Here is a 25,291-nt window from a genome sequence, read left to right on the forward strand (position 1 = left end):
CCCTGGATTGGGCGCCCGGCGCTTATGGAACAAACACTTGCAACAACACTTAGCTGCAAGGATGAGCTTTAGACGTCGACCTCGGCGTCGAGGGCGTTCTCCTGGATGAACTCTCGGCGCGGCTCGACAAGGTCGCCCATAAGGCGGCTGAACATGTCGTCGGCGTCGTCGGCGTGGTTGACGCGGACCTGCAGCAAGGTGCGCGCTTCGGCGTCCAGGGTGGTCTCCCACAGCTGGTCGGGATTCATCTCGCCCAGACCCTTGTAGCGCTGGATGGTCAGGCCCTTGCGGCCGGCGTCCAGCACCGCGTTGACCAAGTCGAGCGGCCCGCGCACGGTCGTCGACTTGTCCTTGCGGCGGAAGATGGCGCGACCCGAGAAGATTTCGGTCAGCTTGACGGCGCGCTCGGCCAGGCGACGGGCGTCGGCGGCGTGCAGCAGCACATCGTCCAGAACAACCCGCTCCGAAACACCGCGACGCACGCGGCTGAACACAAAGCCGGTGTCGCCGCGCTCGCCCGACCAAGGTCCATCGCCTTCCTCGGCGTAGAGATCCAGGCGGGTGGCGGCCGCGGCGGCGTTCGGCGACTCGCCCAGAAGGCCAGAGAGGGCCGCCTGCTCGATCGCGGTCGCCGGCGCGCGGGCGGCCAGGCGGTCAATATTGGCCTTGGCCGAGCGGCAGGTCTGCACCAAGGCCAGCAGGTCCTGGCCCGTCATCCGCTCACCCGACGCCAGATCTAGCTCAGCCCCGTCGACGCCCTCATCGACGAGGAAGGCGTCCATCTCGGCGTCGTCCTTCAGGTAGCGCGAAGACTTGCCCTTGCTGGCTTTGTAGAGCGGCGGCTGGGCGATGTAGATGTAGCCGCGCTCGATCAGCTCCGGCATCTGCCGGTAGAAGAAGGTCAGAAGCAGGGTGCGGATGTGGGCGCCGTCGACGTCGGCGTCGGTCATCAGCACGATCTTGTGGTAGCGCACCTTGTCCGGGTTGAAGTCGTCGCGGCCGATCCCCGCGCCCAGGGCGGTGATCAGCGTGCCGATCTGGTCGGACGACAGCATCTTGTCGAAGCGGGCCCGCTCGACGTTCAGGATCTTGCCGCGCAGGGGCAGAACGGCCTGGTTGTCGCGGTTGCGGGCCTGCTTGGCCGAGCCGCCCGCCGAGTCGCCCTCGACGATGAAGATCTCGGACTTGGCCGGATCGCGTTCCGAGCAGTCGGCGAGCTTGCCGGGCAGGCTGGTGATGTCGAGCGCGCTCTTGCGGCGGGTCAGCTCTCGCGCCTTGCGGGCGGCCTCGCGGGCGGCGGCGGCCTCGGCGATCTTGGTCACGATCGCCTTGGCCTCGTTCGGATGTTCCTCGAACCAGGTCGAGAGACCTTCCGACACCAGGCCCTCAACGGCGGGGCGCACTTCGGACGAGACCAGCTTGTCCTTGGTCTGCGAGCTGAACTTCGGATCCGGGACCTTGACCGACAGCACGCAGGTCAGGCCCTCGCGGCTGTCTTCGCCGCCCAGGCTGACCTTTTCCTTCTTCAGGATGCCGGAGCTCTCGGCGTAGCTGGTGATGATCCGGGTCAGGGCCGCGCGAAAGGCCGACAGGTGCGTGCCGCCATCCCGCTGCGGGATGTTGTTGGTGAAGCACAGCATCTGCTCGTGGTAGCTGTCGTTCCACCACAGGGCCAGGTCGATCTCGACCTTGTCCTTGACGCCCTTGACGGCGATCGGGGCCTTCAGCAGCGGCGTCTTGGCCTTGTCGAGGTGGCGCACGAAGGCCTCGATGCCGCCCTCGTAGAACAGCTTCTCTTCCCACGGCTCGACGTCGCGATGGTCCTTGAACCAGATCGTCACGCCCGAGTTCAGGAAGGCCAGCTCGCGCAGGCGGTGCTCCAGCGTCTTCCGGTCGAATTCGATGAAGGCGAAGGTGTCCTTCGACGGAAAGAACGTAACTTCCGTACCGGTCAGGGTCTCGCCGGCCTTGGGGCCCTCGGTCCGCACGGGCGAGTCGCCGGTGACCTTCAGCGAGGTGACCGCGTCGCCGCGCTCGAAGCGCATCTGGTGGACCTTGCCGTTGCGGTGGATCAGCAGCTCCAGCCAATCCGACAGGGCGTTCACGACCGAGACGCCCACGCCGTGCAGACCGCCCGAGACCTTGTAGCTGTTCTGGTCGAACTTACCGCCGGCGTGCAGCTGGGTCATGATGACCTCGGCCGCCGAGACGCCCTCGCCCTCGTGCATGTCGACAGGGATACCGCGACCGTCATCGGTGACCGTCACCGAGCCGTCGGCGTTGAGGATCACCTGGACCTTGGTGGCGTGGCCGGCCAGGGCCTCGTCGATGGCGTTGTCGACCACCTCATAGACCATGTGGTGCAGGCCAGAACCGTCGTCGGTGTCGCCGATATACATGCCGGGACGCTTACGGACGGCGTCGAGGCCCTTCAGCACCTTGATCGAGTCCGCGCCGTACTGGGCGGCGGCTTCCTCGGTCGTCATTTCCGGGGTCGACAGGTCGGGAACTTGGTCTTCGGTGTTCTCGGTCATTCGTCTTCCAGAGTAGTCAGGCCGGCGTCGCCCACGCGAACGCCTAGCGCCCGACCCTTGAGATGGTCGAACAGCGACTCGTCCGTGCCGGTCAGGAAGGCCTGGAGCTTGAGCGCCGTGAGTTCGTCAGCCAGAGCGGCTCGCCGGGTAAGGTCGAGATGCGCGGCGACTTCGTCGAGCAATATTACAGGATTCGGCGCGGATTCCGCACGCGAAAGTCGCGCCGCCTGGGCCAAAACCAGGTTCAAAATCAGGGCTTTTTGCTCGCCGGTCGAGCATTCCGCCGCCGGACGGTCCTTCTCGACATGGAAGATCGCCAGATCGCCGCGATGCGGGCCCGTCAACGCCCTGCCGGCGGCGCCGTCGCGGGCCCGCGCGGACGCCAGGGCCTGGGCCAGTTTCAGCTCGATCTCGGCGAACGGCGCGCCCTCCAGCGCCATGCGCTCCCACTCTCCGGTCAGGCCAAGGCGCGCGAGGGGGAACGGGCGATCCCCCCGTCCGTCAATCTCGGCCTGCAGGGCCAGCAGCGTGCGCGCCCGCGCCTGGGCCAGAAGCGCGCCGAACTCGGCCAGGCGAGCCTCCAGAGCGGTCAGCCAGGCCGCATCAGCGGGCGCGCCCGTTTCGGCGGCGTCGACAAGCAGGCGCATACGCTCGCGTTGCGCCTTGTCATAGCCGTTGGCGTTGGCGGCGTGGGCCGGTTCGCCCGCAAAGACCAGCCGGTCGAAAAAGCGGCGCCGTTCGGACGCGGCTTCGAGAAAAAGTCGATCCTGAGCAGGGGTCAGCCAGATCGGCCGCACATGGTCGGCGAGGCGGCCCGGCGGCACGGTCTCGCCCTCGAGCCGCACGGTGCGACGCGCCGCCCCGCCCTGCTCCACGCCCGTACCGATCCTGACCGGCGCATCCTCGCCGGACTGAACTTCGGCGGCCACGGCCCAGGCCCGCCCCGCCGCTTCGCCCGGCAGCCGCCGACCGACCTCGGCGAGACTGACCCCGCGCAAGCCCTTGCCGGGGCTGAGCAGGCTGATGGCTTCGAGGAGATTGGTTTTCCCCGCCCCGTTCGCGCCGAACAGGTAGACGCTGCGACCGCCGGTCTCCAGGCGCGCGCGCTCGTAGGACCGAAAGTCCGCCAGGGTCAGGGAAAGCAGTGCGGCCGACGCCATGCGGGCGTTCTTAAGGGGTGTCGGCCCCCGGGGCTAGGCGGGCCGAGACGCCCGCTCCAATGAGGACGCTGGAGCGGGCCCCGCCTCGGAATGGCCCTCCTGAGACTTGCGCGACATATGGGCCCCGCCGCGGCCAAGCTCGCCGCCACTCTGTGGCGAGACCATGGCAAAATCGCTGCGGGGCCCTTTCATGGATGCGAATTAAGAATCCGCTGGTCTCCGAGAGGTCAGCCCAGCTTGTAGCCGCACAGCTTGTTGCCATCGAGGTCGCGGAAATAGGCGAAATAGGCCTTGGGCATCCGCTCGCCGGGAGGACCATCGCACACTGCGCCCAGTTCCAAGGCCTTGGCGTGGAAGGCGTCCACCTCGGCAGGGGTGGCGAAGGCGAAGCCGGCCATCATGCCGTTGCCGACGCAGGCGGGATTGCCGTCATGCGGGCCCAGCACCCCGAACATGCAGCCCTCGCCGCGATAGAGACGACCGCCCGACGGATGATCGAAAAGCGGTCTGAACCCGGCCGAGGCCAGGAGCGCGTCATAGAAGGCCTTGGCCTTCGGCAGGTCGTTGGATCCGACCGTCACATAGTTCAGCTTGGCCATGGGCAGCCTCCCGTTTTGATATGAAACGGACCTTATCGTGACTCCCGGCGCTTGCAACTTGCCCTGGGCGTCAACCCTCCCAGAGGCTGCGGTGGCCATAGACCCAGGCCCCGACGTCAGCGAAGCGATCGGTGACGATCGCGCAGGTCCGGACGCGGCCCGTCTTCGCGCTGACGATCCAGCCGGACCGCTCCAGGATCTTCAGGTGCTTCATGAAGGAGGTCAGCGCCATGTCATGCGGCGCGGCCAGCTCGCCCACACTGGCGGGACCCTGACCCAATCGGCTCAGGATGGCCCGCCGGGTCGGATCGGCCAGGGCCTGGAACACTGCGTCCAAGGTTTCGGATTGCTCAGCCATATGGCTTAGTATGGTTAAGGCCAGCGCCGGCGCAACAGCTTGAGCCTTGGAGAGCAGGCGGGCGAACCTTGAACGCAAAAACGGACGCCCGAGGGCGCCCGTTTCTCAATGGCCCGATGACCCGGCTGCGGATCAGACCCGCAGCGGCATCAGCACGTACTTCACGCCCGGATCGACCGGATCGACCACCAGGGTCGGGCTGGCCGGGTCGGCGAAGCGGAACTCCGCCTGGGGACCGGCGATCTGGCCGCAGACGTCCAGCAGATAGCGGGCGTTGAAGCCGATCTCGAAGGGCTCGCCGTCATAGTCGACCTCGACCTCTTCGACGGCCTGGCCGGCTTCCATGTTGCGGACGGTCAGGGTGATGCGGCCCGGCTCGACGGCCAGCTTCACCGAGCGGCTCTTCTCGGCCGAGATGGTGGCCACCCGGTCCACGGCCTTGGCGAAGAGATCGTTGTCGAGGGTCAGGATCTTGGCGTTATCGCGCGGGATCACCCGCATGTAGTCGGGGAAGGCGCCGTCGATGACCTTGGAGGTCAGAGCGGCCGCGCCGAACTCGAAGCGGACCTTCTGCGGGGAGACCTGCAGGTCGACCGTCTCGCCGGCCGATTCCATCAGGCGACGGGCTTCGGCGATGGTCTTGCGCGGCACGATCACGCCCGGGATGCCGACCGCGCCCTCGGGCGCGGGCATCTCGGCCAGGGCCAGGCGGTGACCGTCGGTGGCGACGGCGCGCAGCTTGGTCTCACCGCCCTCGTTGACCGTGTGCACATAGAGACCGTTCAGATAGTAGCGGGTCTCTTCGGTCGAGATCGCGAAACGGGTCTTGTCGATCAGGCGGATCAGCTCGTTGGTGTCGACCGCGATGCGGCTGGACAGGCCATCGGAGCTCATCACCGGAAAGTCGCCGGCGGGCAGCACCGGCAGGTTGAAGCGCGAGCGACCGGCCTGGATGACCAGGCGCGGGTCATCGCCGCTGAAGCTCAACGACACATCGGCGCCGTCGGGCAGCTTGCGGACGATCTCATAGAGGGTGTGGGCAGGCGCAGTGATCTGGCCGGGCACGTCGATCTGGGCGAAGCCCTCGTCGATGATCTCCATGTCCAGGTCCGTGGCCGAGAACGACAGCCGGTCACCTTCAGCCGACAGCAGGATGTTCGACAGGATCGGGATGGTGTTGCGGCGCTCGACGACGCTCTGCACATGCCCCAGCGCCTTCAGGAGCGCCGCCCGTTCGATCGTAAGCTTCATAGTCCGGTCCAGATGTCGGGTTCAGCCGCCGCCGGGGAGAATCAGCCCCGCGCGAACCCGTGGAGAAGGGACCGCCGACATTAGCGAAAACACGCGCGCGGGGAAGAGGCCGAAACCCTTGCAGCGCGGGATTCGGGCGCCATTTACTGAGAATGATTCTCAAGTAAGAGCATGAAGATGCGCCTTGCCCTCAAGACCCTGACCTATGCGTCCATGCACCTGACGGTCGCCGTGGCGGTGGCCTACGCCCTGACCCGCGACTGGCGGGTGGCGCTGGCGGTCGGTCTGGTCGAACCGATGGTCCAGACCGTGGCCTTCAATATCCATGAGCGGCTGTGGTCGCGCGCCGATCAGCGAGCGCGCGACCGATCCGGCGATCAGGCCTTGGCGTCGAACGCGCCGCCCGTGCTGTCGCCCTCAGCGGCCGCGCCGGCGTAGGGGTTGGCCGAGGCTGCGGGCGCATCCGGCGAGGCCGGCCCCGTCGAGCCCTTGGCCGCCACGGCGACCATGGCGGGACGAACCAAGCGGCCCATCAGCTCATAGCCGGCCTGCATCACCATCAGCACGCCGCCGGCGGCGACCTCGGTCGAGGGCTGCTCGGTGACGGCCTGGTGCAGGTGCGGGTCGAACTTGTCGCCCTTGGCCGGATCGATCTTCTTCAGGCCGTTGCGTTCGAAGGCGCTCTGCAGCTCCTTCTCGGTCATCTCGACGCCGATGATGAAGTTCTTCACCGCCGGGTCGGTCGAGTCCTTGGGGCTGTGCGCGGTGGCGCGGCCCAGATTGTCGGCGGCGCCCAGGAGGTCGCGGGCGAACTTCTGGATCGCATAGGCGCGCGCATCGTTCATCTCGCGCTCGGCGCGGCGCTTGGTGTTCTCGGCCTCGGCGGCGTAGCGGAGCGCCTGCTCCTTCAGTTGCGCCACTTCCAGCTTCAGCGCCTCGATCTCCTGCGCGGCGTCATCGGCTTCGAACGGCATCTCTTCCGCCGGCGTTTGCTCGTCGGTCATTGGGTAAAGTCCTTATCCATCCATCATCCGCCCGAGCACCCGGGCGGTATAGTCCACCAACGGAATGACCCGAGCGTAGTTCAAGCGGGCGGGCCCGATCACGCCGATCGCGCCCAGCACCTTCTGACGCCCCGTCATATAGGGCGCCGCGATCACCGAGGAACCCGAAAGCGAAAACAGACGTGTTTCGGCCCCGATATAGATGCGAACACCCTCGGCGTCGCGCACGTCGTCCAGCAGGCCGATCAGCTGGCCCTTCTGCTCCAGATCGTCGAACAGCTGCCGCACCCGGTCGATGTCCTCGCGGGCCCGGGCGTCGGCCAGCAGGTTGGCCTGGCCGCGCACGATCAGCGAGCGCGCATCGCCCTCGCCGCCGCTCCAGGCCGCCAGCCCGTCCTCGACGAGGCGGGCGGCCGTCTCGTTCAGCTGCCGTCGCGCGGCGTCCAGCTCGCCGCCCATCTCGGTCCGCGCCTCGGTCAGGGTGCGGCCGCGCAGGCGGGCGTTGAGGAAGTTGGACGCCTCCTGCAGCGCCGAGGGCGTGACGCCCGGCGCCTGGCGCATCAGGCGGTTCTCGACCTGACCATCCTCGAACACCATCACCGCCAGCACCTGGCCGCCGCCCAGGGGGACGAACTCCACGTGCTTGACCCCGCCTTCGCGAACGGGCGTGACGACGATCCCGGCTCCGCCGGCCAGGCCCGACAGGATCGACGAGGCCTCGGCCAGCGCCTCCTCGAACGAGCGGCCCTTCACGGCGAGGCGCGCCTCGATCGCGCGCTTTTCCTGCTCGGCGACGTCACCGACCTCCAGAAAGCCGTCGACGAACATCCGCAGGCCCGCATGGGTCGGCATACGACCGGCGCTGGTATGCGGGGCGTCCAGCAGGCCCAGCTGGGCCAGGTCCTGCATCGTATTGCGGATCGAGGCCGGCGACAGGGCGACGCCGCCCTTGGAAATGGTGCGTGAACCGACGGGCTCACCGGTCTCGAGATACGACTCCACGACGCGCCGGAAGATGTCGCGAGCGCGGGCGTCCAGCTCGGCCAGCCCAGGCGTACGGACGATCGGCCCTGGGAAGAGCTGCGTCATGTCCCTGCGCTCCGATCAAGCGTGACTTCGAAGACCCGGTCGGCGAACAAAAGCGGTCGGCCCCTTTCAAGTTCGGCTTCCAATAGGATAAGCGGCCACCCACACACATTCAAATCTCCCCGTCGATCAGGAGTTTCCCATGCGTCCGTCCGAACGCGCCCCCGACCAGCTGCGCGCCGTCACGCTGGAAACCGGCGTCAACCGCTATGCGGAGGGCTCCTGCCTGATCGGATTTGGCCACACCAAGGTGCTGGTCACCGCCACGGTCGAGGAGAACGTGCCGGGCTGGATGCGCAACAAGGGCGCCGGCTGGGTCACGGCCGAGTACGGCATGCTCCCGCGCGCGACGCATACGCGCGGTCGCCGCGAAGCCGCCGCCGGCAAGCAGACCGGCCGCACCCAAGAAATCCAGCGCCTGATCGGCCGCTCCCTGCGCGCCGTCGTCGACCTGAAAGCGCTGGGCGAGCGCCAGATCACGCTCGACTGCGATGTCGTCCAGGCCGACGGCGGCACCCGCACCGCCGCCATCACCGGCGCCTGGGTCGCCCTGCGCCTGGCCACGAAGTACCTGCTGGACGAGGGCGTGCTGAAGACCGATCCGATTCTTGGCCAGGTGGCCGCCGTCTCGTGCGGCGTGTTCAACGGCGTGCCGGTGCTGGACCTCGACTACGAGGAAGACAGCAACGCCGAGGCCGACAGCAACTTCGTCCTGACGGGCGTGGGCGACATCGTCGAGATCCAGGCCACGGGCGAAAAGCGCGGCTTCACCCGCGCCGAGTTCGAAAGTCTCTACGGGCTGGCCGAGAAGGGGATCAACGAACTGTTCGCCCTGCAGCGCGCGGCGATCGGTGGTTAACCCTAAAGGCTTGCCGAACGGGGGCGGCGGCCCCAGATTCCGGTCTTGAAGTCCAGAGCCTGAGACGCCTCAGCTGAGGCGCCGAAGGCTCCAGGTTCTTTGTAGATCGCTCTCGCTGGTCGACCAGGTGATTCCACCTCACCGGCGAACGCTCCAGGAGTCTCGCGTGCCCACCCCGTTCGAAGGCTATGAAGTCGAAGCCCGCCTGCGTCCCTCGGCCGAGGCCTATCGCTTCGACCTGGACCAGGCGCTGGCCTCGATGGTCGCCCTGGAGGCCAAGGTTCCCGCCGACGCCTACACCGCCGCGATCCTCGGGACCGAGCGGGTCGGCAACGGCGCGGTGATCAGCCCCAGCGGCCTCGTCGTGACCATGGCCTATCTGATCACTGAGGCCGAAGAGGTCGTGCTGACCCGCAACGACGGTCGGCGCGTGACCGCCCATGTCCTGGGCCTGGACGCGCGATCGGGCCTTGGCCTGGTTCAGGCGCTGGAGCCGCTGGACCTGCCGGCGATCACCATCGGCAGCGCCCGCGACCTGGAGCCCAGTTCGCCGATCATCGCCGCCGGCGCCGGCGGCCGGGCCCACGCGGTGGCGGGCCAGGTGCTGACCCGCATCCCGTTCGCCGGCTACTGGGAATACAAGCTCGACGACGCGATCATCACCGCGCCGGCCCACCCGCACTGGAGCGGCGCGGCCCTGATCGGGCCCAAGGGCGACCTCGTCGGTCTCGGATCCCTGACCCTGGAAGGCCGCGACCAGAACGGGGAGGCCCGCCCGCTCAACATGTTCGTGCCGGCCGAACTGCTGCCGCCGATCCTGGATGACCTGGCGCGCGGCCGCAGCCCGCATCCGCCGCGTCCCTGGCTGGGCGTCTTCGCCCAGGAGATGGAGAACCACGTCGTCATCGTCGGCGTCTCGCCCAAGGGCCCCGCCGCGCGCGCCGAGCTGCGCCCCGGCGATCTCATCCTGGCGATCGACGGCAAGCCGGTTTCGGATCTGTCGGCGTTCTACGACGCGCTCTGGGGTCTGGGAGAGGCCGGCGTCACCGTGCCGCTCAAGATCCTGCGCGAGGGCGACGCCTTCGAGATGGAGGTCCGCTCGATGGACCGCGCCAACCTGCTGAAGAAGCGGCGGTTGAACTAGTCGTCGTTCGCGTCCGCCGGGCCGTATTCGAAGCTCAGCAGGTCGCCCGGCTGGCACTCCAGTTCGCGACAGAGCGCGTCGAGGGTCGAGAACCGAACCGCGCGCGCCTTGCCCGTCTTCAGGATCGACAGGTTGGCGATCGTCACGCCGACACGATCCGACAGTTCGGTCAGCGACATGCGGCGCTCCAGAAGCACGCGGTCGAGGTTCACGCGGACGGGCATTCAGGATCGCTCCGGATCAGATCGTGAGTTCGGCTTCGCGCCGCAGGCGCGCGCCCTCGCGGAAGACTTCGGCCAGGACGAACACCACCAGCACCGAGAACCAGGCGGTCAGGGTGAAGCTGTCGTCGATGACCTTGGCTTTCGGGGCCAGCCAGCGGGCGAGACCCGAAAAAACGTAACGGCCGACCTCCAGGCCCGCCAGCACCAGCCCGATCAGGCGCAGGCGCACGACATTGTCGGGGTGGAAGGGATCGCCGGCCGTCAGGGTGGCGAAGATCTTGCGCAAGCGCTCGACAATGACCATCCAGCCGCCGAGCAGCAGGGCCCAGGCCGCCAGGGCCCCGGCGAACAGCGGGCCATTGCGGCTGACCGCCTCGACCGCATCGCTGATCGGCAACATCGCGGCCAGCAGTTCGGGATTGAAGCTGAACAGCAGCGCGATCAGCGTGAACAGCGACAGCAGACTGACGAAGATCCACAGCCCGACATAGATCACGTCGAGGATGATCTTCAGAAAACTCGAAACCGAGCCAGGCCCCAAGGCGCGCATGGCTGTTTCCCCCCACAGCGACGCTAAGCAACATGCCCCGCGTCGCGGGGAGACGTCAAAACGGCGAACGCGCCCCTAAAGCGTCTGCGCCAGGAACGCCACGGCCGACACCGGCACGGCCACGATCAGCGCGGCGGTGATGGCGGTCATGACAACCTTGTCGGCGATATGGAACAGACGGGCGGCGGACATCGCTTTTTCCAGTTTGAGAGACATGGCCAGGGCCGAAACATTCGCCCCTTCGCCACACTGAACAGATAGGCCGGGTTTGCGGTTCCGCCAATGTCGTTTATCGAGAAACGATATTAAACTTTGGCAATGATCGGCGGCGGCGTGTCGCCCGCGCTATCGGCGCACACTCAGGCCGTGGAGGGGTCGGTCGCGATCATCGAGGCGCGCTTGGAGACCGCATCGTACCAGGCCGACAGGGCCGGGCGACCGGGACGCCAGGCGACCACCTGCCGCACATCCAGATAGGCCAGCTGCACGGCGATCGCGATCTCGGCGATTTCGAACCGATCGCTGGGCAGGTCCGCCGCTTCGAAAAGGTCGAGCGCGGCGTGGACCGCGCGCAGCTGGCGATCGAACAGGTCCTGGCGGTGCTGCGCCTCGGGCCGCATGCGCTCGCGGACGATCAGCAGGGCCGCATCGCCCAAACCGTCGGCCGCCGCTTCGAGGGTCAGGGCCCGCCGCCGCGCCGGCTGAGCGCTCGGAATCAGGGTCGGCTCGGACAGTCCGTCCAGGAAGTCGACGATCACGGCGGAATCAAACACCGTCTCGCCGCCTTCCAGCACCAGGGTCGGCACCTTGTTCAGCGGGTTCAGCACCCGGAGGCTTTCGTCCTGGAACGGCGCGATCGTCTCGAACGTCAGGTGCTCGGACAGCCCTTTTTCCATGGTCAGAACACGAACCTTGCGGGCAAACGGCGACAAGGGCGAGTAAAGAAGCCGCATCGATGGATTTCCTGGAGACGACGAATGGCGCTGAAGCTTGAAGTGGGAGCAAAGCTTGTGGCCGCCACCCACAATCCTGGCAAGGTCCCCGAGATCGCCGCCTTGCTGGATGGCCGGTTCGAGATCGTCACCGCCGGCCAGTTGGGCCTGCCCGAACCGGACGAAACCGAGAGCACCTTCGTCGGCAACGCGCTGCTGAAGGCCCGCCACGCCGCAGACCTGTCGGGCCTGCCCGCCCTGGCGGATGATTCGGGCCTGTCGGTCACCGCGCTGGACGGCGCGCCGGGCATCTTCTCCGCCCGCTGGGCCGGTCCGGGCAAGGACTTCGCCCTGGCCATGAAGAAGGTCGAGGAGCGCCTGGAAGAGACCGCGTCGGACGATCGCACCGCCTGGTTCACCTCGGCCCTGGCCGTGGCCTGGCCGAACGGCCCGGCGGTCGTGGTCGAAGGCCGCGTGGATGGAACCCTGGTGTTCCCGGGACGCGGGACGCGCGGCTTTGGCTATGATCCGATCTTCGTCCCCGAGGGCCACGCCCTGACCTTCGGCGAGATGGAGCCGGCCGCCAAGGACGCCATGAGCCATAGGGCCCGCGCCTTCGCCAAGCTGAAGGCGGCCCTGTTTGACTGATCCCCGCGCCGAGGCTGTGGGGATCTATGTCCACTGGCCCTACTGCGCGCGAATCTGCCCCTATTGCGACTTCAATGTCGTGCGCGATCGCGGGCGGACCGACGAGCAGCGGGCCCTGGCGGACGCCATCGTCGCGGACCTGGAAGCCCAGCGCGCCCTGACCGGCGAGCGTCGTCTGCTGTCGATCTTCTTCGGCGGCGGCACGCCCTCGCTGATGGACCCGGCGCAGGTGGCGCGGGTGATCGAGACCGCCAAGCGTCTGTGGTCGCCGGCCGACGATCTTGAAATTAGCCTGGAAGCCAACCCCACCGACGCCGAGACCGATCGCTTCGCGGCCCTCGCCGCCGCCGGGGTTCAGCGCCTGTCGCTGGGCGTGCAGGCGCTGGATGACGCTTCTCTCAAGGCGCTGGGCCGTAACCACGACGCCGGCGCGGCGCGGCGAGCCATAGCCGCAGCAGCCCGGGCCTTTCCCCGCCTGTCGATCGACCTGATCTACGCCCGCCCGGGCCAGACCGATGCGGCCTGGCGCGCCGAGCTCTCCGAAGCGATCGCTCTGGGCCCCGAGCACGTCTCGCCCTACCAGCTGACCATCGAGCCCGGCACCGCCTTTGACCGCGCGGTCGGGCGCGGAACCCTGGTCACGCCCGACGAGGACCTGGCCGCCACTCTGTTCGAGACCACCCAGGAAATCCTCGAGGCCGCCGGCTTCGACGCCTACGAGGTCTCCAACCACGCCCGAGGCGAGGCCGCCCGCGCGCGGCACAATCTCGTCTACTGGCGGGGCGTCGACTATGTCGGCGTCGGGCCGGGGGCGCATGGCCGCCTGGCCCTGCCCGAGGGCCGCGCCGCCACCACCGCCCATCGCGCCATCAAGGACTACATCGCCGCCGTCGGCGATCACGGCGTCGGCTTTCAGTCGGAGATCCTCACGCCCGAGGACGCGGCCCTGGAGCGACTGGTTCTGGGGATGCGGATCGACGCCGGGGTCGGCTTTGACGAGGTCGCGATCCTGGGCCTTGACCCGGACGTCGCCAAGGTCCGCGATCTGGTCGAGACCGGCCTTCTGGTAGAGGATCGCGCGCGGCTGAGGGCGACGCGCGCGGGCCGGCTGGTGCTGGATCGGCTGACAGGCGCGCTCGCAACCTGATATGGGTTTGACTCAACCGAAGGACACCGCGCTCTTGAGTCGTCTGCTTCCCCCGCCAGCCTTGTCCGACGCGCCCCTGGCGCCCGGCCTCTATCTGGTGGCGACGCCGATCGGCAATCTGCGCGACATCACCCTGAGGGCCCTGGACGTGCTGGCCGGCTGCGACGTGCTGCTGGCCGAAGACACCCGGGTGACCGGCAAGCTGTTGTCGGCCTACGGGATCAGGACCCGGCTGGAACGCCATGACGAGCACGTCGCCGAGCGGGCGATCCCCGGAATCCTTGAGCGTCTGGCCGCCGGCGAGCGCGTGGCGCTGGTCTCGGACGCGGGCACGCCGATGGTCTCCGACCCCGGCTATCGCCTGGCCCGCGAGGCGATCGCCGCCGGCCATGACGTGATCCCGATCCCCGGCGCCTCGGCCGCGCTCGCCGCCCTGACCCTGGCCGGTCTGCCCACCGAGCGGTTCCTGTTCGCCGGCTTCCCGCCCCCCAAGAGCGCCGCGCGTCGGACCTTCTTCGAGGAGTTCGCCAACACCCGCGCCACGCTGATCTTCTATGAGGGCGCCTCGCGGGTCGCCGACTGCCTGGCCGACATGGCGGCCGTGTTCGGCGCTGATCGCCCTGCTGCGGTGTGCCGCGAACTGACCAAGCTCTATGAAACCTGCGTGCGCGGCCCGCTCAGCGACCTGGCCGCCGATCCGCGCTTCGACGCCCCGAAAGGCGAGATCGTGATCCTGGTCGGGCCCGGGGTCGAAAAGGTCGCCAGCGCCGACGACGCAGAGGCCGCCCTGCGCGAAGCCATGGCCCGCCTGCCGCTGGGCGAGGCGGCCTCGGAAGTGGCCAAGGCGCTGGGCCTGTCGCGCAAGGATCTCTACCGCCAGGCGCTGGCGCTGAAGGAGCAGGCCTGATGGCGGCCGGCGTTCGCCAGGCGCGCGGGACCGCCGCGCGTAAGGTCGGGCGCCGCGCCGAGGTCATCGCCGCGCTCTGGCTGATGGCCAAGGGCTACCGCATCCTCGGCTTCCGGCTGGCGACGCCGCTTGGCGAAATCGACCTCCTGGCGCAACGTGGCAAGGTGCTGGCCGTTGTCGAAGTCAAGCAACGCACCACCATCGAGGACGCACTGGACGCCGTGAAGCCGACCCAGAGAGAGCGCCTGCGCCGCGCCGCAACGCATCTGGCCGCGCACCGCGCCGGACTGCGCGACCTGCTGGTGCGGCTGGACCTCATTGCAATGGCGCCCGGCAGGCCGCCGCGACACCTTCCCGACGCCTGGGGCGGAGCCTGAGATGACCCGGGAAGAGGCCGAGGCGATCCTGATCAAGGCGGGCGAAGGCCCCGACGAGGGCTTTCCGCTGTTCGAGGCCGCCCTGGCCTGCGCCGTGCACGATGACCCCAGCCGCGACACCAAGGCCGCCGTCGATCTGGCCCGTGACGCCGTCGAGCGTCTGCGCCGCCGCGCCGAGAGCGAGTCACCCGAAGAGGCCGTGGCCGAGACCCTGGCGGGCGACCTGCGCCTGACCGGCGACGTGATCACCTATGATCACCCCGACAACGCCGACGTCATCGCCATCGCCCACCGTCGTAGGGGCCTGCCCGTGGCGCTGGGCGTCTTCTACCTGCACGCCGCCCGCGCCGTGGGGCTGGAGCTCTACGGCGTCGACTTCCCCGGACACTTCCTGCTGCGGATCGAGACCGACGAGGGCCCGCTGGCGCTCGACCCGTTCAGCGAAGGCCGGGTGGTGCTGCCGTCCGAGCTGTCGCGCCGGGCCCTGCGCACGGGGCTGATGCCCGACGTCGCCGCGCGGCTTGAGCTTCTGATGGCCCCGATCAGCGACCGCGCCGTGCTGATCCGCCTGCAGAACAACATCTTCGCCCGCGCCCAGCAGGCCAAGGACTGGCCCCGCGCCGAGCGCTCGGCCCTGCGCCGGGCCCTGCTCAATCCCAAGGACCACCGCCCCTGGCTGGACGTCGCCGCCGCCCGTGAGGGCCAGGGCGCTCTGGCCGGCGCGCTGCAGGCGTTGTCCCGCGCCCAGATTCTCGACGGCGGCGCGGCGATCGCCGCCCGGGCCGCCCGCGAGCGGGTCAGGCTGCGACTGAACTAGCGTTCCGGCCAAAACGGCTTAACTAGGCTCCAGACCCAGAACCCCAGGAGCCCCCATGTCGCTGCGAGTCGCCGTCCAGATGGATCCCATCCTGGGGATCAATATCGACACCGACACGTCCTTCCTGATGATGATGGAAGCCCAGAGCCGGGGCCATAAGCTGTGGTTCTACACTCCCGACAAACTCTCGCAGGAAGACGGCCGGGTGTTCGCCCGCGCCCAGCCGGTCGAGGTGTTCGCCGACAAGGGCGCGCACGCCAGGCTGGGCGAGACCGTGATGCTGGACATGAAGGACGACATCGACGTCGTGCTGATGCGCCAGGATCCGCCGTTCGACATGGCCTACATCACGGCCACGCACTTCCTGGAGAAGGTCCACCCGCACACCCTGGTCGTGAACAACCCGGCCGAGGTGCGCAACGCGCCTGAAAAGCTGTTCGTCACCGACTTTCCGGGCGTGCAGCCGCCGACCCTGATCACCAGCGACCACGAGGCGATCTACGATTTCCGCGCCCGGCACGGCGACATTGTGCTCAAGCCCCTTTATGGCGGCGGCGGCTCGGGCGTGGCGCGTCTGCTGGCCGACGACCCCAATCTCGACGCCCTCCTGGAACTGCATGCGATGATCGGCCGCGAGCAGGTCATCGCCCAGAAGTTCGTTCCCGCCGTCAGCAAGGGCGACAAGCGCGTTCTGCTGGTCGACGGCGAGCCCGTGGGCGCGATCAACCGTGTGCCGGCCAGCGGCCAGGTCCGCTCGAACCTGCGCGTCGGCGGCCGCGCCGAAGCGGTGGAGCTGACCGCCCGCGACCTGGAGCTTTGCAAGATCATCGCCCCGGAACTGAAGCGTCGCGGCCTTCTTTTTGTCGGGATCGACGTGATCGGCGAGTACCTCACCGAGATCAATGTCACCTCACCGACGGGCGCCCAACAGCTGAAGCGGTTTACCGGTGTCAACGCCGCCGAAGTACTTTGGAATCGGATCGAGGACATTCGGGCGAACGGTGGGTAACTCTGCGTAAACGGCAAGATTTCCCGAAACGTTCGTTTTTCGTTCTTGCTCCATTTCGCCAGTTATGTTGCTCCTTGTGGATAAGTTGAAGTTCCTCAAGGAGTTACGATGGCCGCCAGGGTCGTCACCGTCGCGTTCGAAGGCGTCGAGGCCCGCAGGGTCGATGTCGAGGTCCAGCTGACGACGGGCCAGCACGCCTTCGTGGTGGTGGGGCTGGCCGACAAGGCGGTCGCCGAAAGCCGCGAACGCGTGCGCGGGGCCTTCGCAGGATTGGGCTTGTCGCTGCCCGGCAAACGCATCGTCGCCAACCTGGCGCCGGCCGACCTGCCCAAGGAGGGCGCGCACTTCGACCTGCCGATCGCCCTGGCGGTGATGGCCGCCCTGGGCGTCATCCCGCTGGACGCCCTGGACGGCTGGGCGGCGATGGGCGAGCTGTCTTTGGACGGGCGCATCGTGCCCGCCGCCGGCGCCCTGCCTGCGGCTATGGCGGCCGGAGCCATGGACCTGGGGCTGATCTGCCCCGAAGCCTCGGGACCGGAAGCGGCCTGGGCCGGCGGCACGCGGATCCTGGCGCCGCGCTCGCTGGTCGCGCTGATCAACCACTTCCGAGGCAGCCAGATCCTCTCAGCCCCGACGCCGGGCCCGATCATTGAGGGCGAGGCGCCAAAGGACCTGCGCGACGTCAAAGGCCAGGAACACGCCAAGCGCGCGCTGGAGATCGCGGCGGCTGGCGGCCACAACCTGCTGTTCTGTGGTCCGCCGGGCTCGGGCAAGTCGATGCTGGCCCAGCGCCTGCCCAGCCTCTTGCCGCCCCTGACCTCGGCCGAACTGCTGGAGACCTCGATGGTCCATTCGGTGGCGGGGCTCATCGCCCGGGGCACGCTGACGCGCGCGCGGCCCTTCCGCGCTCCGCACCACAGCGCCAGCATGGCCGCCCTGACCGGCGGCGGGCATCGCGCCAAGCCGGGCGAGGTCTCCTTGGCGCACAATGGCGTCCTGTTCCTGGATGAACTGCCCGAGTTCGGGGTCCAGGCGCTGGACAGCCTGCGCGGTCCGCTGGAGACGGGCGAGGTTATGGTCGCCCGCGCCAACGCGCATGTGCGCTATCCCGCCAAGGTCCAGCTGGCCGCGGCGATGAACCCGTGCCGCTGCGGCCATGGCGGCGCCGGGCGCGGCGCCTGCGGCAAGGCCCCCCGGTGCCAGAAGGACTATCAGGGCCGCATCTCCGGGCCCCTGCTCGACCGGATTGATCTGGCCGTCGACATGCCCGCCGTCACCGCCGCCGATCTGGCCCTGCCCCCGCCGCTCGAAGGCTCCGCCGAGGTCGCCGCGCGCGTGGCGCGGGCCAGGGCCTTGCAGGTCGACCGCGCCGAGGCGCTGGGCGCCGCCGATGGCCTGAACGGCCGCGCCGAGGGCGCCTTCCTGGAAAAGATCGCCGGGCTCGATACGGCCGGCCGGGACCTGCTGTCCCGCGCCGCCGAGGCCGGACGCATCAGCGCCCGCGGCTGGACCCGGGTGCTACGCCTCTCGCGCACCATCGCCGACCTGGAGGGTGTCGATAGCGTCAAGCGGCTCCACGTGGCCGAGGCCTTGGCCTATCGGCGCACCAGCGCGGCGGGCGACGAAGACGTCGGCTCGCCGCCTCGCCGAATCGAGAACACGTCTAGAAGCGCTGGCTGAGCCCGATCTGGGCCAGCCGGGGCGCGCCCGGCAGAATGCCGCGTGACCGGTCGGCGATGTAGAGCTTGTCGCCGATGTTCTTGACGGCCAGGAACAGCGTCGTGCGATCACCGAACGGACGGGTGTTGAGACTGGCGTTCCAAACGGTGGCGGACTTGATCAGGCCCCGTTGACCATCGGCGGTCTGGGCCACCGTGTTCAGATCGTCGGTGAACATCTTCCCGGTGTGCTGCACCTCAAGCTGGACGTCGGTGTGGACGCCGAAGCTGTAGCCGATCGCCGCCGAGGCCAGCCAGCGGGGCGCATAGGGCAGGCGATTGCCCGACACCGAGACCCCGCCAAAGCCGCTGACGCTGGAACGACGCGTCCCCACGAAGGCGGCGTCGGGCAGCCAGGTGAGGGCCGACCGGAAGAAGACGTCGCCCCCTCGGATCATGCCCATCTCGCGCAGCGAACCCTTTAGCGACAGCTCCACGCCCTGGTGACGGGTCTTGCCGCCATTGGTCAGGGTGGCGCCGACGCCGCCGGCCACCGAGGCGGGGATCACCTGGTTGTCGAAGTCCATGCGGAAGGCGTTGATGTCCACAAACAGGCCGGGCCGGACCGCGCTGCGATAGCCGATCTCGCTGTTGACGCTCTCCTCGGCGTCGATGTCGACCACGCCGCCCGTGCCGCTGACGATGTCCTCGGCCCTCGGCGGGGCGAAGCCACGGTGGACGCCGCCATAGAGGTAGGCCCCCGGCTTGACCGCCCAGGCGAAGCCCAGGCCCGGAATCACCTCAGACAGGTCGGTCTCGCCGGTCGTCCCGTTCAGCCGGTTGACCCGACGATAGTCGATCTGTTCGACCCGCAGGCCCGGATTCACCGTCAAGCGGTCCCAGGTCAGGCTGAGGCTGACAAAGCCGGCGCTGGCCTCGCCATAGCGCAGATTGTTTTCGCGAACCCCGCCGTTGACCGAGGTTCCCGCCGTGCGCGCTGTGGGGCGATCGCCGTTCAACTGCAGCCGGTTCTGACGTTCCCACTGATGGCGCGCGCCCGCCTCGATCACCGCCTGGGCGCCGACCAGCGCGCCCGTCCAGGTCAGGCGGGTGTCGAGGCCATAGGTGTTGTACTCGCGCAGGCGGCCTTCATTGCCGCAGGTGGTGTTCAGATTGGCCATGCCGCCGCACGCCGGATCGCTGGCGTCGTTGGGTCGCTGGCCGGAGTTTGAGGATTGCCGCCACCAGTCGCGGTCGAACCAGAGGCTATAGGCCGAGGTCTTGAGGTTGAGGGACTCCGACAGCGTCCAGCCGTGGGTGATCGCCGCGGTCGCGCGCTTGATCTTGAAATGGTCGTTGGCGAACGGGTTCTGCCGGGGATCGGCCGCATACTCCGCCGCCGTCAGGCCAGAATAGGTCACCTGGCTGTCCTCGGTGGCGTGGCCGACCCGCAGGGCGATGGCGTGGTGCGCCGACAGCCGCCCCTCAAGCTTGCCCCAAAGGTCCTGGATCTCCAGCGCCGTATTGTCGCGAACGCCGTTCGAACGCGTGCGGTTGGCGTGACCGATCGCAGCGAGTTCGCCCAGGACCGGGCCGCCGATCTTCAGGTCCAGCTCCTGATAGCCCCGCCCGCCAGCGGCCATGAACAGGTCGCCGCCAAAGGTCTCCGGCGCGCTGGGGGTGATGAAGTTGATGACCCCGCCCACGGTGTTGGGGCCAAACCGGATCTGGCTGGCGCCCTTGAGGGTTTCGATGCGGACAAACCGACGAAAGGGCGGCATCGAGTAGCTGGCGTTGTCCGTATAGGGGGCGTAGCTCAGCGGCAGGCCGTCCTCCAGCTGCAGAATCTTGGTCGATCGGGTGGGCGCCAAACCGCGAATCCCGATGTTGGGACGCAGGCCAAGGCCCTCCTCATCGCGCGCATAGACTCCGGGCACTTGGCGCAGGGCCTCATTGACGGTCAGGACGCGAGACCGTTCCAGGTCGGCCTCGTTCACCACATGGCTCGAACCGGCGATCCTGAGACGCTGGGCGCCTCGCCCCAGCACCAGCACCTCGCTGATCTCGGTATCGGCCTTTGCGTCCAAGGGCGCAGCTTCCTTCGCATTCGCCCCGAACGCCGGACCCAGCAGGGCCAGGACGGAAAGGGACGCCCCGAAACGGACGGCGTGTCGATGGGAGCGGATCACGATGGACACCTATGACTCTGAACAGATCGACCCCGTCGGACCGAGCGGCGTCTGTTAGTAAGTCTGAGTGTCACTCGCAATAGAATGATGCGACTGACTTGCAATTGCTCAAGCCATTGTATCGCCTCCGACACACAGAAGGCCCCCGCAGGCCTGTCGGCTTGGGCTGATCCAGCTGTCCAGGCGCTCTTGAACCGGGCGTTAAGCCGCGCCGGCTATCCCTGTACGCCATGAGCGACAGCAGATCCGACGACCGCCATCCCAGCGTCACGCCCGAGCAGCTGGCGACCCTGAGCCACGAGTTCCGTACGCCCCTGAACGGCGTGCTGGGCATGGCGCGGCTCCTGGAAAACACCAAGCTGACGGCCGAGCAGCGGTCCTATGTCACCGCCCTGCGCGAGAGCGGCGACCACCTGCTGTCGCTGGTCAATGACGTGCTGCACTTCGCCCGCCTGGGCGCGGCCGCGATCGAGCTGTCGCTGGCCCCGGTCGATATCGAGGGCCTGCTGCGCCAAGTCGCCGAGCTGATGAGCCCGCGCGCGCACGAAAAAGGGATCGAGATCGCCTGGGCCGTCTCCTCGCCTCTGCCGACCATCCTGGCCGACGAAGGCCGGCTACGACAGATTCTGCTGAACTTCGCCGGCAACGCCGTGAAGTTCACGGAAGTCGGCGGCGTGCTGCTGACCGCCAGCGCGATCGACGGCGGCCGCGTCCGCTTCTCGGTGGCCGACACCGGCCCCGGCGTCGCGCCAGACGCCCGCGCCCGCATCTTCGAAGCCTTCGTCCAGACCGATGTCACCCACGCCACCCAGCTGGGCGGCGCGGGCCTGGGCCTGGCCATCGTCTCGCGGCTCTCGGCCGCCATGGGCGGCGCGGTCGGGGTCGGTGGCGAGCTGGGCCAGGGCGCGGAGTTCTGGTTCGAGGCGCCGTTAGCCACAGCCGCCGCCCCCGTGCGCGCCGCGCCGCTCGAGGGCCGCAACGTCGCCATCGCCTCGCCCAACGCCATTGTCCGCGCCGCCACGGCCCGCCAGATCGAGGCGGCGGGCGGACGCGCCTACGCCGCCGTCGACATCGCCTCGGCCCTGGCCGGCGCGCCCGCCGACGCGGTGCTGCTGATCGACGCGGCTCTCTCAGGCCCACGCGGCGCCCTGAAGCCGCCCGCCGGCCGCCGCTCGGTGGTGCTGCTGACGCCCGAACAGCGCGACCGCATCGACCGCCTGAAGGCCGCCGGCTTCTCGGGCTATCTGATCAAGCCACTACGCGCGGCCTCGCTGGTCGCCCAGGTGCTGCAGGCGGTCACGGCTGATGGTGTGGCCGAGGATGAGCCCGCCCACGACGACCGCATCGCCGGCGCCGTGGCCAGCGGCGCACGCGTACTGCTGGCCGAGGACAATCCGATCAACGCGCTGCTGGCCCGCACCCTGCTGGAGCGCGAAGGCTGCATCGTCGACCGCGTCGCCGACGGCGAGCAGGCCATCGCCGCGGCCTCAGCAGGGGTCTATGACCTGATCCTGATGGATCTGCGAATGCCGGGCCTGACCGGGATCGAGGCCGCCCGCGCCCTGCGCGCCAAGGGCGTGGCCACCCCGATCGCAGCCCTGACCGCCGACGCCTTCGACGAGGACCGCCGCACCTGCCTGGCGGCCGGCATGGACGACTTCCTCGTCAAGCCCCTGACCCAGGAGGCCCTGCGCGACGCGCTCAAGCGCTGGACCACCGGCGGCGTCTCGGGCGGCTGGACGAAACCCGCGACGCGAGCCAAGGTCGCCGGCTGATACGGGGGGCGTCCCCCGCTGGGGGATCGCCGCATGTCCGAAGAAGCCAAGGCGCCGGAAAAGAAGAGCCTTCTGCAGACCCTCGCCTTCTTCGGCGAGCGGCGCAGCCTGGTGATGCTGGGCCTGGGCTTCGCCTCGGGCCTGCCGTTCATGCTGATCTTCGACACCCTGTCGCTGTGGCTGCGCGATGCGGGCCTGTCGCTGGCGGTGATCGGCTTTTTCAGCCTGGCGACCCTGTCGTTCTCGTTCAAGTTCCTGTGGGCGCCGCTGATCGACCGCACCACGGTGCCGGTCCTGCACAAGCTTCTCGGGCATCGCCGCGCTTGGATGCTGGTGTTCCAGACCGTGATGGTGCTGGGGCTCTGGGCGATCTCGACCATGAACCCGCTGAACCAGCTGGGCTTCCTGGCCGCCGCCGCGGTCACCGTCGGATTCGCTACGGCCTCGCATGACATCGTCATCGACGCCTGGCGCATCGAGGTCGCCGACAAGGAAGAGCAGGGCCCGATGGTCGTCGCCTACCAGTGGGGCTATCGCGTCGCCATGATCGTGGCCGGCGCCGGGCCGCTGCTGCTGGCCGAGCGGTTCGGCTGGAACCTGTCCTACGCCGTGATGGGTCTGGTCGTGGGCCTGGGCGTGCTGGCCACGCTCTGCGCCCCGCGCGAGGCCGAGCACACCATCCGCCCGATCCCGACCGACGACGTCAAGCAACCGAAAGCGCTGGAAGTCACCGAGTGGCTTGTGCGCCTGGCCATCCTCCTGCTCGGCGCGCTGGCGCTGGGCTCTGGCCTGTCGGGCGATGCGACCCTGCTCTCCAAGCTGGTCGGCGGCGAAGCACTGGCCGAGGCCTGGACCGCCAAGCCGAACGGGATCTGGCTGCAGCTGGTGGGCGTGATCACGGGTCTCGCCATCGTCGTTGTCGCCGCCTGGCCGATCCCGAAGGTGCGCACCAAGCCCGGCGTCTACATGTCCAAGGCGTTCGGCGAGCCGCTGGGTGAATTCCTGACCCGCTTCCACGGTGTGGCCGGCCTGATCCTGGCGGCGATCTGCGTCTATCGGGTCTCGGACTTCGTGCTCAACATCATGAACCCGTTCTACCGCGATATGGGCTTCACGCTGACCGAGATCGCCGAGATCCGGAAGGTGTTCGGCATCATCGCCTCGATGGCGGGGGTGTTCCTGGGCGGCGTCATCGTCGCGCGGCTGGGCCTGATCAAGGCGCTGGTCATCGGCGCCTTCGCCCAGCCGATCAGCAACCTGATGTTCGCGCTGCTGGCCATGAGCGGCCACAACACCGGCATGCTGTTCGCCTCAATCTGCCTGGACAACATCGCCGGCGGTATCGCCGGCACGGCCCTGATCGCCTACATGTCCAGCCTGACCAGCGCGGGCTTCACGGCCACGCAGTACGCGCTGTTCTCGTCGCTGTACGCCCTGCCGGGCAAGCTGATCGCCTCGCAGTCGGGCCGGATCGTCGAGGCGTCGGCCAAGGCGGCAGAAGCCGGGGGCTTCACCGCGCCGCTCAAGGGCCTGTTCACCCGCCTGCCGCCTGAGAGTTTTACGGCCGCCGGCGCCAAGCTGGGGGTGAGCGCCCCGGCCCTGGCAGCGGGCTACACCGCGTTCTTCTTGTACACGGCCCTGATCGGAGTCGTCGCGATCGTCCTGTCGTTCATGGTGGCGGCCCGCCAGGGCAAGACCCTCGCCGCCTCCTAAACCGCCAGGCACACCACCTGGGCCACCCGCAGGTCGCGGCGCAGGCCGTCGGCGACGCGGCCGTAGTTCTCGGTGGTGATCGGCTCGCTGGGCGCGAACTCCGAGGCGGCCGGGCGACGGTGTGAGCCGAGCACGGCCTTCAGGGTTTCGGGCGCGGTCGTGTAGATGCGGCCCCGACGCGGGGCTTCGGCCACGGTCACGCCGATCACCCGGCCCGCCGCGTCAAGGGCCGGCGCGCCCGAAAGACCAGAAAGCGTGCCCTTCAGGGTGTCGGTGCGGCCCACCTCGGCCCAGACCAGAACGGGCTCAGTGCGCGCGCCGCGACCATGGACGACCAGGTTCTCGCGACCCAGCAGGCGCGAGGCGGCTTCGCCCGGATGGCCTTGCGGGAAGCCAGGATGATAGGCGCGTGCGCCCCGGCGCAGCGGCTGGTCCAGGCCCATCGGCACAGCGGGCGCGCCGCCTTCGGTGGTCAGGACCGCCGCGTCGGCGCGGGTGTCGACATGGACCTTGGCGGCGACGCCGCGCCCGTCGGCCACGACGATGGCCGCCTGCTTGCAGCCGTCGACCACATGGCGGGCGGTCAGCCAGACGCCGTCGTCGCCGACCGAAAACGCCGTTCCCGAGCCCGGCGAGGGCTTGTCGGGCACCTGGACCACGATGGAAGGATCGAACGGCGAGGATGGTCCCAGCGGCAAGCCTTCCTCACCCGGCACGGGCGGCGGCGGCGGCGGCGCGTCCGACCGCTCCTGGCGACCGACAGCGACGATCACCAGGGCGCTCACCGCCGCAGCATAGACCAGCCAGTCGGGAAGCTTGGGGAAATGCACCGGACGACCTCCAGGCGCGAGTGTATCAGCCGCCCACCGCCGCGGCCAGGATCAGCGCCACGCCCAGCTTGGCCCCGACCAGGAGGGCGGCGGCGGCGACCTCGCCCTCGTTGATCCGCTCGGGCAGTCCCTTGAGCAGCATGTCGGTGATGCGGAAGACCAGCAGCTGCACCGCGATCGTGGCCGCGCCCCAGATGACGATCTCGGTCACCGAGGTCGAGGCGCGCAGGGACACGGCCAACGGGATCGCCAGACCCACGAACACCCCGCCCAGCGACAGGGCGGCGGCGGAGTTGCCCTCGCGGATCAGCGTGATTTCCTTGTGCGGGGTCAGCAGGGCGTAGAGCGCCGCGCCCAGGATCAGCATGACCAGGGTCACGCTCGCATGCAGCAGGGTGATCGGAAAGCCGGTGGCGAAGGCCTGGACCTCGGGCGACTGGAGCTGGGACGGCATGGACGCGGATCAACCCTGGTGGACTTACAGCCCCCTGACTAACACGGGTCGGCAAGGCTTGCGTAG

26 protein-coding genes are annotated in these 25,291 nt (G+C 68.7%); 12 read left to right on the plus strand and 14 right to left on the minus strand.

The window, feature by feature from the left end:
* Window positions 1–68: 68 nt before the first annotated feature.
* The 5 genes from gyrB to dnaN all read right to left on the minus strand — a co-directional run bounded on the left by gyrB (window position 69) and on the right by dnaN (window position 5,902).
* Window positions 69–2,534, minus strand: coding sequence for a DNA topoisomerase (ATP-hydrolyzing) subunit B (gene gyrB / locus CVUC_RS07445; RefSeq protein WP_024265504.1), 2,466 nt, complete (start codon window positions 2,532–2,534; stop codon window positions 69–71).
* Complete coding sequence (recF, locus tag CVUC_RS07450) at window positions 2,531–3,694, minus strand: DNA replication/repair protein RecF (RefSeq protein WP_096032190.1); 1,164 nt, start codon at window positions 3,692–3,694, stop codon at window positions 2,531–2,533. Before recF ends, gyrB begins: the two co-directional genes overlap by 4 nt.
* Window positions 3,695–3,921: 227 nt before the next feature.
* Entirely contained in the window at window positions 3,922–4,293 is a 372-nt protein-coding gene (locus CVUC_RS07455; RefSeq protein ID WP_164468034.1) for a VOC family protein, read from the minus strand.
* 70 nt (window positions 4,294–4,363) lie between these two features.
* Window positions 4,364–4,651 carry an ArsR/SmtB family transcription factor gene (locus tag CVUC_RS07460; RefSeq protein WP_024265503.1) on the minus strand — a complete coding sequence of 96 codons (288 nt, stop codon included), beginning with the start codon at window positions 4,649–4,651 and terminating at the stop codon, window positions 4,364–4,366.
* Window positions 4,652–4,783: 132 nt separating this feature from the next.
* Window positions 4,784–5,902 carry a DNA polymerase III subunit beta gene (gene dnaN / locus CVUC_RS07465; protein ID WP_010918045.1) on the minus strand — a complete coding sequence of 373 codons (1,119 nt, stop codon included), beginning with the start codon at window positions 5,900–5,902 and terminating at the stop codon, window positions 4,784–4,786.
* 177 nt (window positions 5,903–6,079) lie between these two features.
* On the opposite strand from dnaN, the gene CVUC_RS07470 reads away from it, so the two are divergent.
* Window positions 6,080–6,340: a DUF2061 domain-containing protein gene (locus CVUC_RS07470; protein WP_010918044.1), complete on the plus strand. Its 261-nt coding sequence runs from the start codon at window positions 6,080–6,082 to the stop codon at window positions 6,338–6,340.
* On the opposite strand, the gene grpE is transcribed toward CVUC_RS07470, so the two are convergent.
* Both grpE and hrcA read right to left on the minus strand, forming a co-directional pair.
* Window positions 6,280–6,906: a nucleotide exchange factor GrpE gene (grpE, locus tag CVUC_RS07475; RefSeq protein ID WP_012639893.1), complete on the minus strand. Its 627-nt coding sequence runs from the start codon at window positions 6,904–6,906 to the stop codon at window positions 6,280–6,282. The genes CVUC_RS07470 and grpE overlap by 61 nt on opposite strands.
* A 12-nt stretch (window positions 6,907–6,918) precedes the next feature.
* Window positions 6,919–7,995, minus strand: a complete 1,077-nt coding sequence (gene hrcA / locus CVUC_RS07480) for a heat-inducible transcriptional repressor HrcA (RefSeq protein WP_012639892.1) — start codon at window positions 7,993–7,995, stop codon at window positions 6,919–6,921.
* Window positions 7,996–8,134: 139 nt separating this feature from the next.
* On the opposite strand from hrcA, the gene rph reads away from it, so the two are divergent.
* Window positions 8,135–8,851, plus strand: a complete 717-nt coding sequence (gene rph, locus CVUC_RS07485) for a ribonuclease PH (protein WP_010918041.1) — start codon at window positions 8,135–8,137, stop codon at window positions 8,849–8,851.
* A 166-nt stretch (window positions 8,852–9,017) separates the two neighbouring features.
* The gene (locus CVUC_RS07490) at window positions 9,018–9,995 is read left to right on the plus strand and encodes a S1C family serine protease (RefSeq protein ID WP_096032187.1); all 978 of its coding nucleotides are present in this window, start codon (window positions 9,018–9,020) and stop codon (window positions 9,993–9,995) included.
* Here CVUC_RS07490 and CVUC_RS07495 read toward each other — a convergent pair.
* The 4 genes from CVUC_RS07495 to CVUC_RS07510 all read right to left on the minus strand — a co-directional run bounded on the left by CVUC_RS07495 (window position 9,992) and on the right by CVUC_RS07510 (window position 11,722).
* The gene (locus CVUC_RS07495; protein ID WP_012639890.1) at window positions 9,992–10,219 is read right to left on the minus strand and encodes a helix-turn-helix domain-containing protein; all 228 of its coding nucleotides are present in this window, start codon (window positions 10,217–10,219) and stop codon (window positions 9,992–9,994) included. The genes CVUC_RS07490 and CVUC_RS07495 overlap by 4 nt on opposite strands.
* A 16-nt stretch (window positions 10,220–10,235) precedes the next feature.
* Window positions 10,236–10,769, minus strand: coding sequence for a DUF2975 domain-containing protein (locus tag CVUC_RS07500; RefSeq protein ID WP_012639889.1), 534 nt, complete (start codon window positions 10,767–10,769; stop codon window positions 10,236–10,238).
* Between the two features lie 75 nt (window positions 10,770–10,844).
* Window positions 10,845–10,961 carry a hypothetical protein gene (locus CVUC_RS07505; RefSeq protein WP_024265502.1) on the minus strand — a complete coding sequence of 39 codons (117 nt, stop codon included), beginning with the start codon at window positions 10,959–10,961 and terminating at the stop codon, window positions 10,845–10,847.
* A gap of 167 nt (window positions 10,962–11,128) precedes the next feature.
* A complete protein-coding gene (locus CVUC_RS07510; RefSeq protein WP_096032186.1) occupies window positions 11,129–11,722 on the minus strand; it encodes a glutathione S-transferase N-terminal domain-containing protein in 594 nt (197 codons plus the stop codon).
* 24 nt (window positions 11,723–11,746) lie between these two features.
* Here CVUC_RS07510 and rdgB point away from each other — a divergent pair, with 24 nt between their 5' ends.
* From rdgB to CVUC_RS07545, 7 genes are all read left to right on the plus strand, one after another.
* Entirely contained in the window at window positions 11,747–12,349 is a 603-nt protein-coding gene (gene rdgB, locus CVUC_RS07515; RefSeq protein ID WP_012639888.1) for an RdgB/HAM1 family non-canonical purine NTP pyrophosphatase, read from the plus strand.
* Window positions 12,342–13,496, plus strand: a complete 1,155-nt coding sequence (gene hemW, locus CVUC_RS07520) for a radical SAM family heme chaperone HemW (RefSeq protein WP_096032185.1) — start codon at window positions 12,342–12,344, stop codon at window positions 13,494–13,496. The genes rdgB and hemW overlap by 8 nt, the downstream gene beginning before the upstream one ends.
* 34 nt (window positions 13,497–13,530) lie before the next feature.
* Entirely contained in the window at window positions 13,531–14,403 is an 873-nt protein-coding gene (gene rsmI, locus CVUC_RS07525) for a 16S rRNA (cytidine(1402)-2'-O)-methyltransferase (RefSeq protein ID WP_096034709.1), read from the plus strand.
* Window positions 14,403–14,780 carry a YraN family protein gene (locus CVUC_RS07530; RefSeq protein ID WP_096032184.1) on the plus strand — a complete coding sequence of 126 codons (378 nt, stop codon included), beginning with the start codon at window positions 14,403–14,405 and terminating at the stop codon, window positions 14,778–14,780. The genes rsmI and CVUC_RS07530 overlap by 1 nt, the downstream gene beginning before the upstream one ends.
* A gap of 1 nt (window position 14,781) precedes the next feature.
* Window positions 14,782–15,597, plus strand: coding sequence for a SirB1 family protein (locus CVUC_RS07535; protein ID WP_010918031.1), 816 nt, complete (start codon window positions 14,782–14,784; stop codon window positions 15,595–15,597).
* A gap of 55 nt (window positions 15,598–15,652) precedes the next feature.
* Window positions 15,653–16,606 (plus strand): glutathione synthase, encoded by a 954-nt coding sequence (gshB, locus tag CVUC_RS07540; RefSeq protein WP_010918030.1) that lies wholly within the window; start codon window positions 15,653–15,655, stop codon window positions 16,604–16,606.
* Between the two features lie 108 nt (window positions 16,607–16,714).
* The gene (locus tag CVUC_RS07545) at window positions 16,715–18,286 is read left to right on the plus strand and encodes a YifB family Mg chelatase-like AAA ATPase (protein WP_096032183.1); all 1,572 of its coding nucleotides are present in this window, start codon (window positions 16,715–16,717) and stop codon (window positions 18,284–18,286) included.
* On the opposite strand, the gene CVUC_RS07550 is transcribed toward CVUC_RS07545, so the two are convergent.
* Entirely contained in the window at window positions 18,270–20,462 is a 2,193-nt protein-coding gene (locus tag CVUC_RS07550; protein ID WP_096032182.1) for a TonB-dependent receptor family protein, read from the minus strand. The genes CVUC_RS07545 and CVUC_RS07550 overlap by 17 nt on opposite strands.
* Window positions 20,463–20,683: 221 nt before the next feature.
* On the opposite strand from CVUC_RS07550, the gene CVUC_RS07555 reads away from it, so the two are divergent.
* Both CVUC_RS07555 and CVUC_RS07560 read left to right on the plus strand, forming a co-directional pair.
* A complete protein-coding gene (locus tag CVUC_RS07555) occupies window positions 20,684–22,228 on the plus strand; it encodes a response regulator (protein ID WP_096032181.1) in 1,545 nt (514 codons plus the stop codon).
* Between the two features lie 33 nt (window positions 22,229–22,261).
* The gene (locus CVUC_RS07560; RefSeq protein ID WP_096032180.1) at window positions 22,262–23,941 is read left to right on the plus strand and encodes an AmpG family muropeptide MFS transporter; all 1,680 of its coding nucleotides are present in this window, start codon (window positions 22,262–22,264) and stop codon (window positions 23,939–23,941) included.
* On the opposite strand, the gene CVUC_RS07565 is transcribed toward CVUC_RS07560, so the two are convergent.
* Window positions 23,938–24,771, minus strand: a complete 834-nt coding sequence (locus CVUC_RS07565) for a S1 family peptidase (RefSeq protein ID WP_096032179.1) — start codon at window positions 24,769–24,771, stop codon at window positions 23,938–23,940. The two genes, CVUC_RS07560 and CVUC_RS07565, sit on opposite strands and share 4 nt — an antisense overlap.
* A 25-nt stretch (window positions 24,772–24,796) precedes the next feature.
* Window positions 24,797–25,225: a DUF350 domain-containing protein gene (locus CVUC_RS07570; RefSeq protein ID WP_010918024.1), complete on the minus strand. Its 429-nt coding sequence runs from the start codon at window positions 25,223–25,225 to the stop codon at window positions 24,797–24,799.
* Window positions 25,226–25,291 lie beyond the last annotated feature (66 nt).

This window comes from Caulobacter vibrioides, assembly GCF_002858865.1.
GTDB lineage: Bacteria > Pseudomonadota > Alphaproteobacteria > Caulobacterales > Caulobacteraceae > Caulobacter > Caulobacter vibrioides.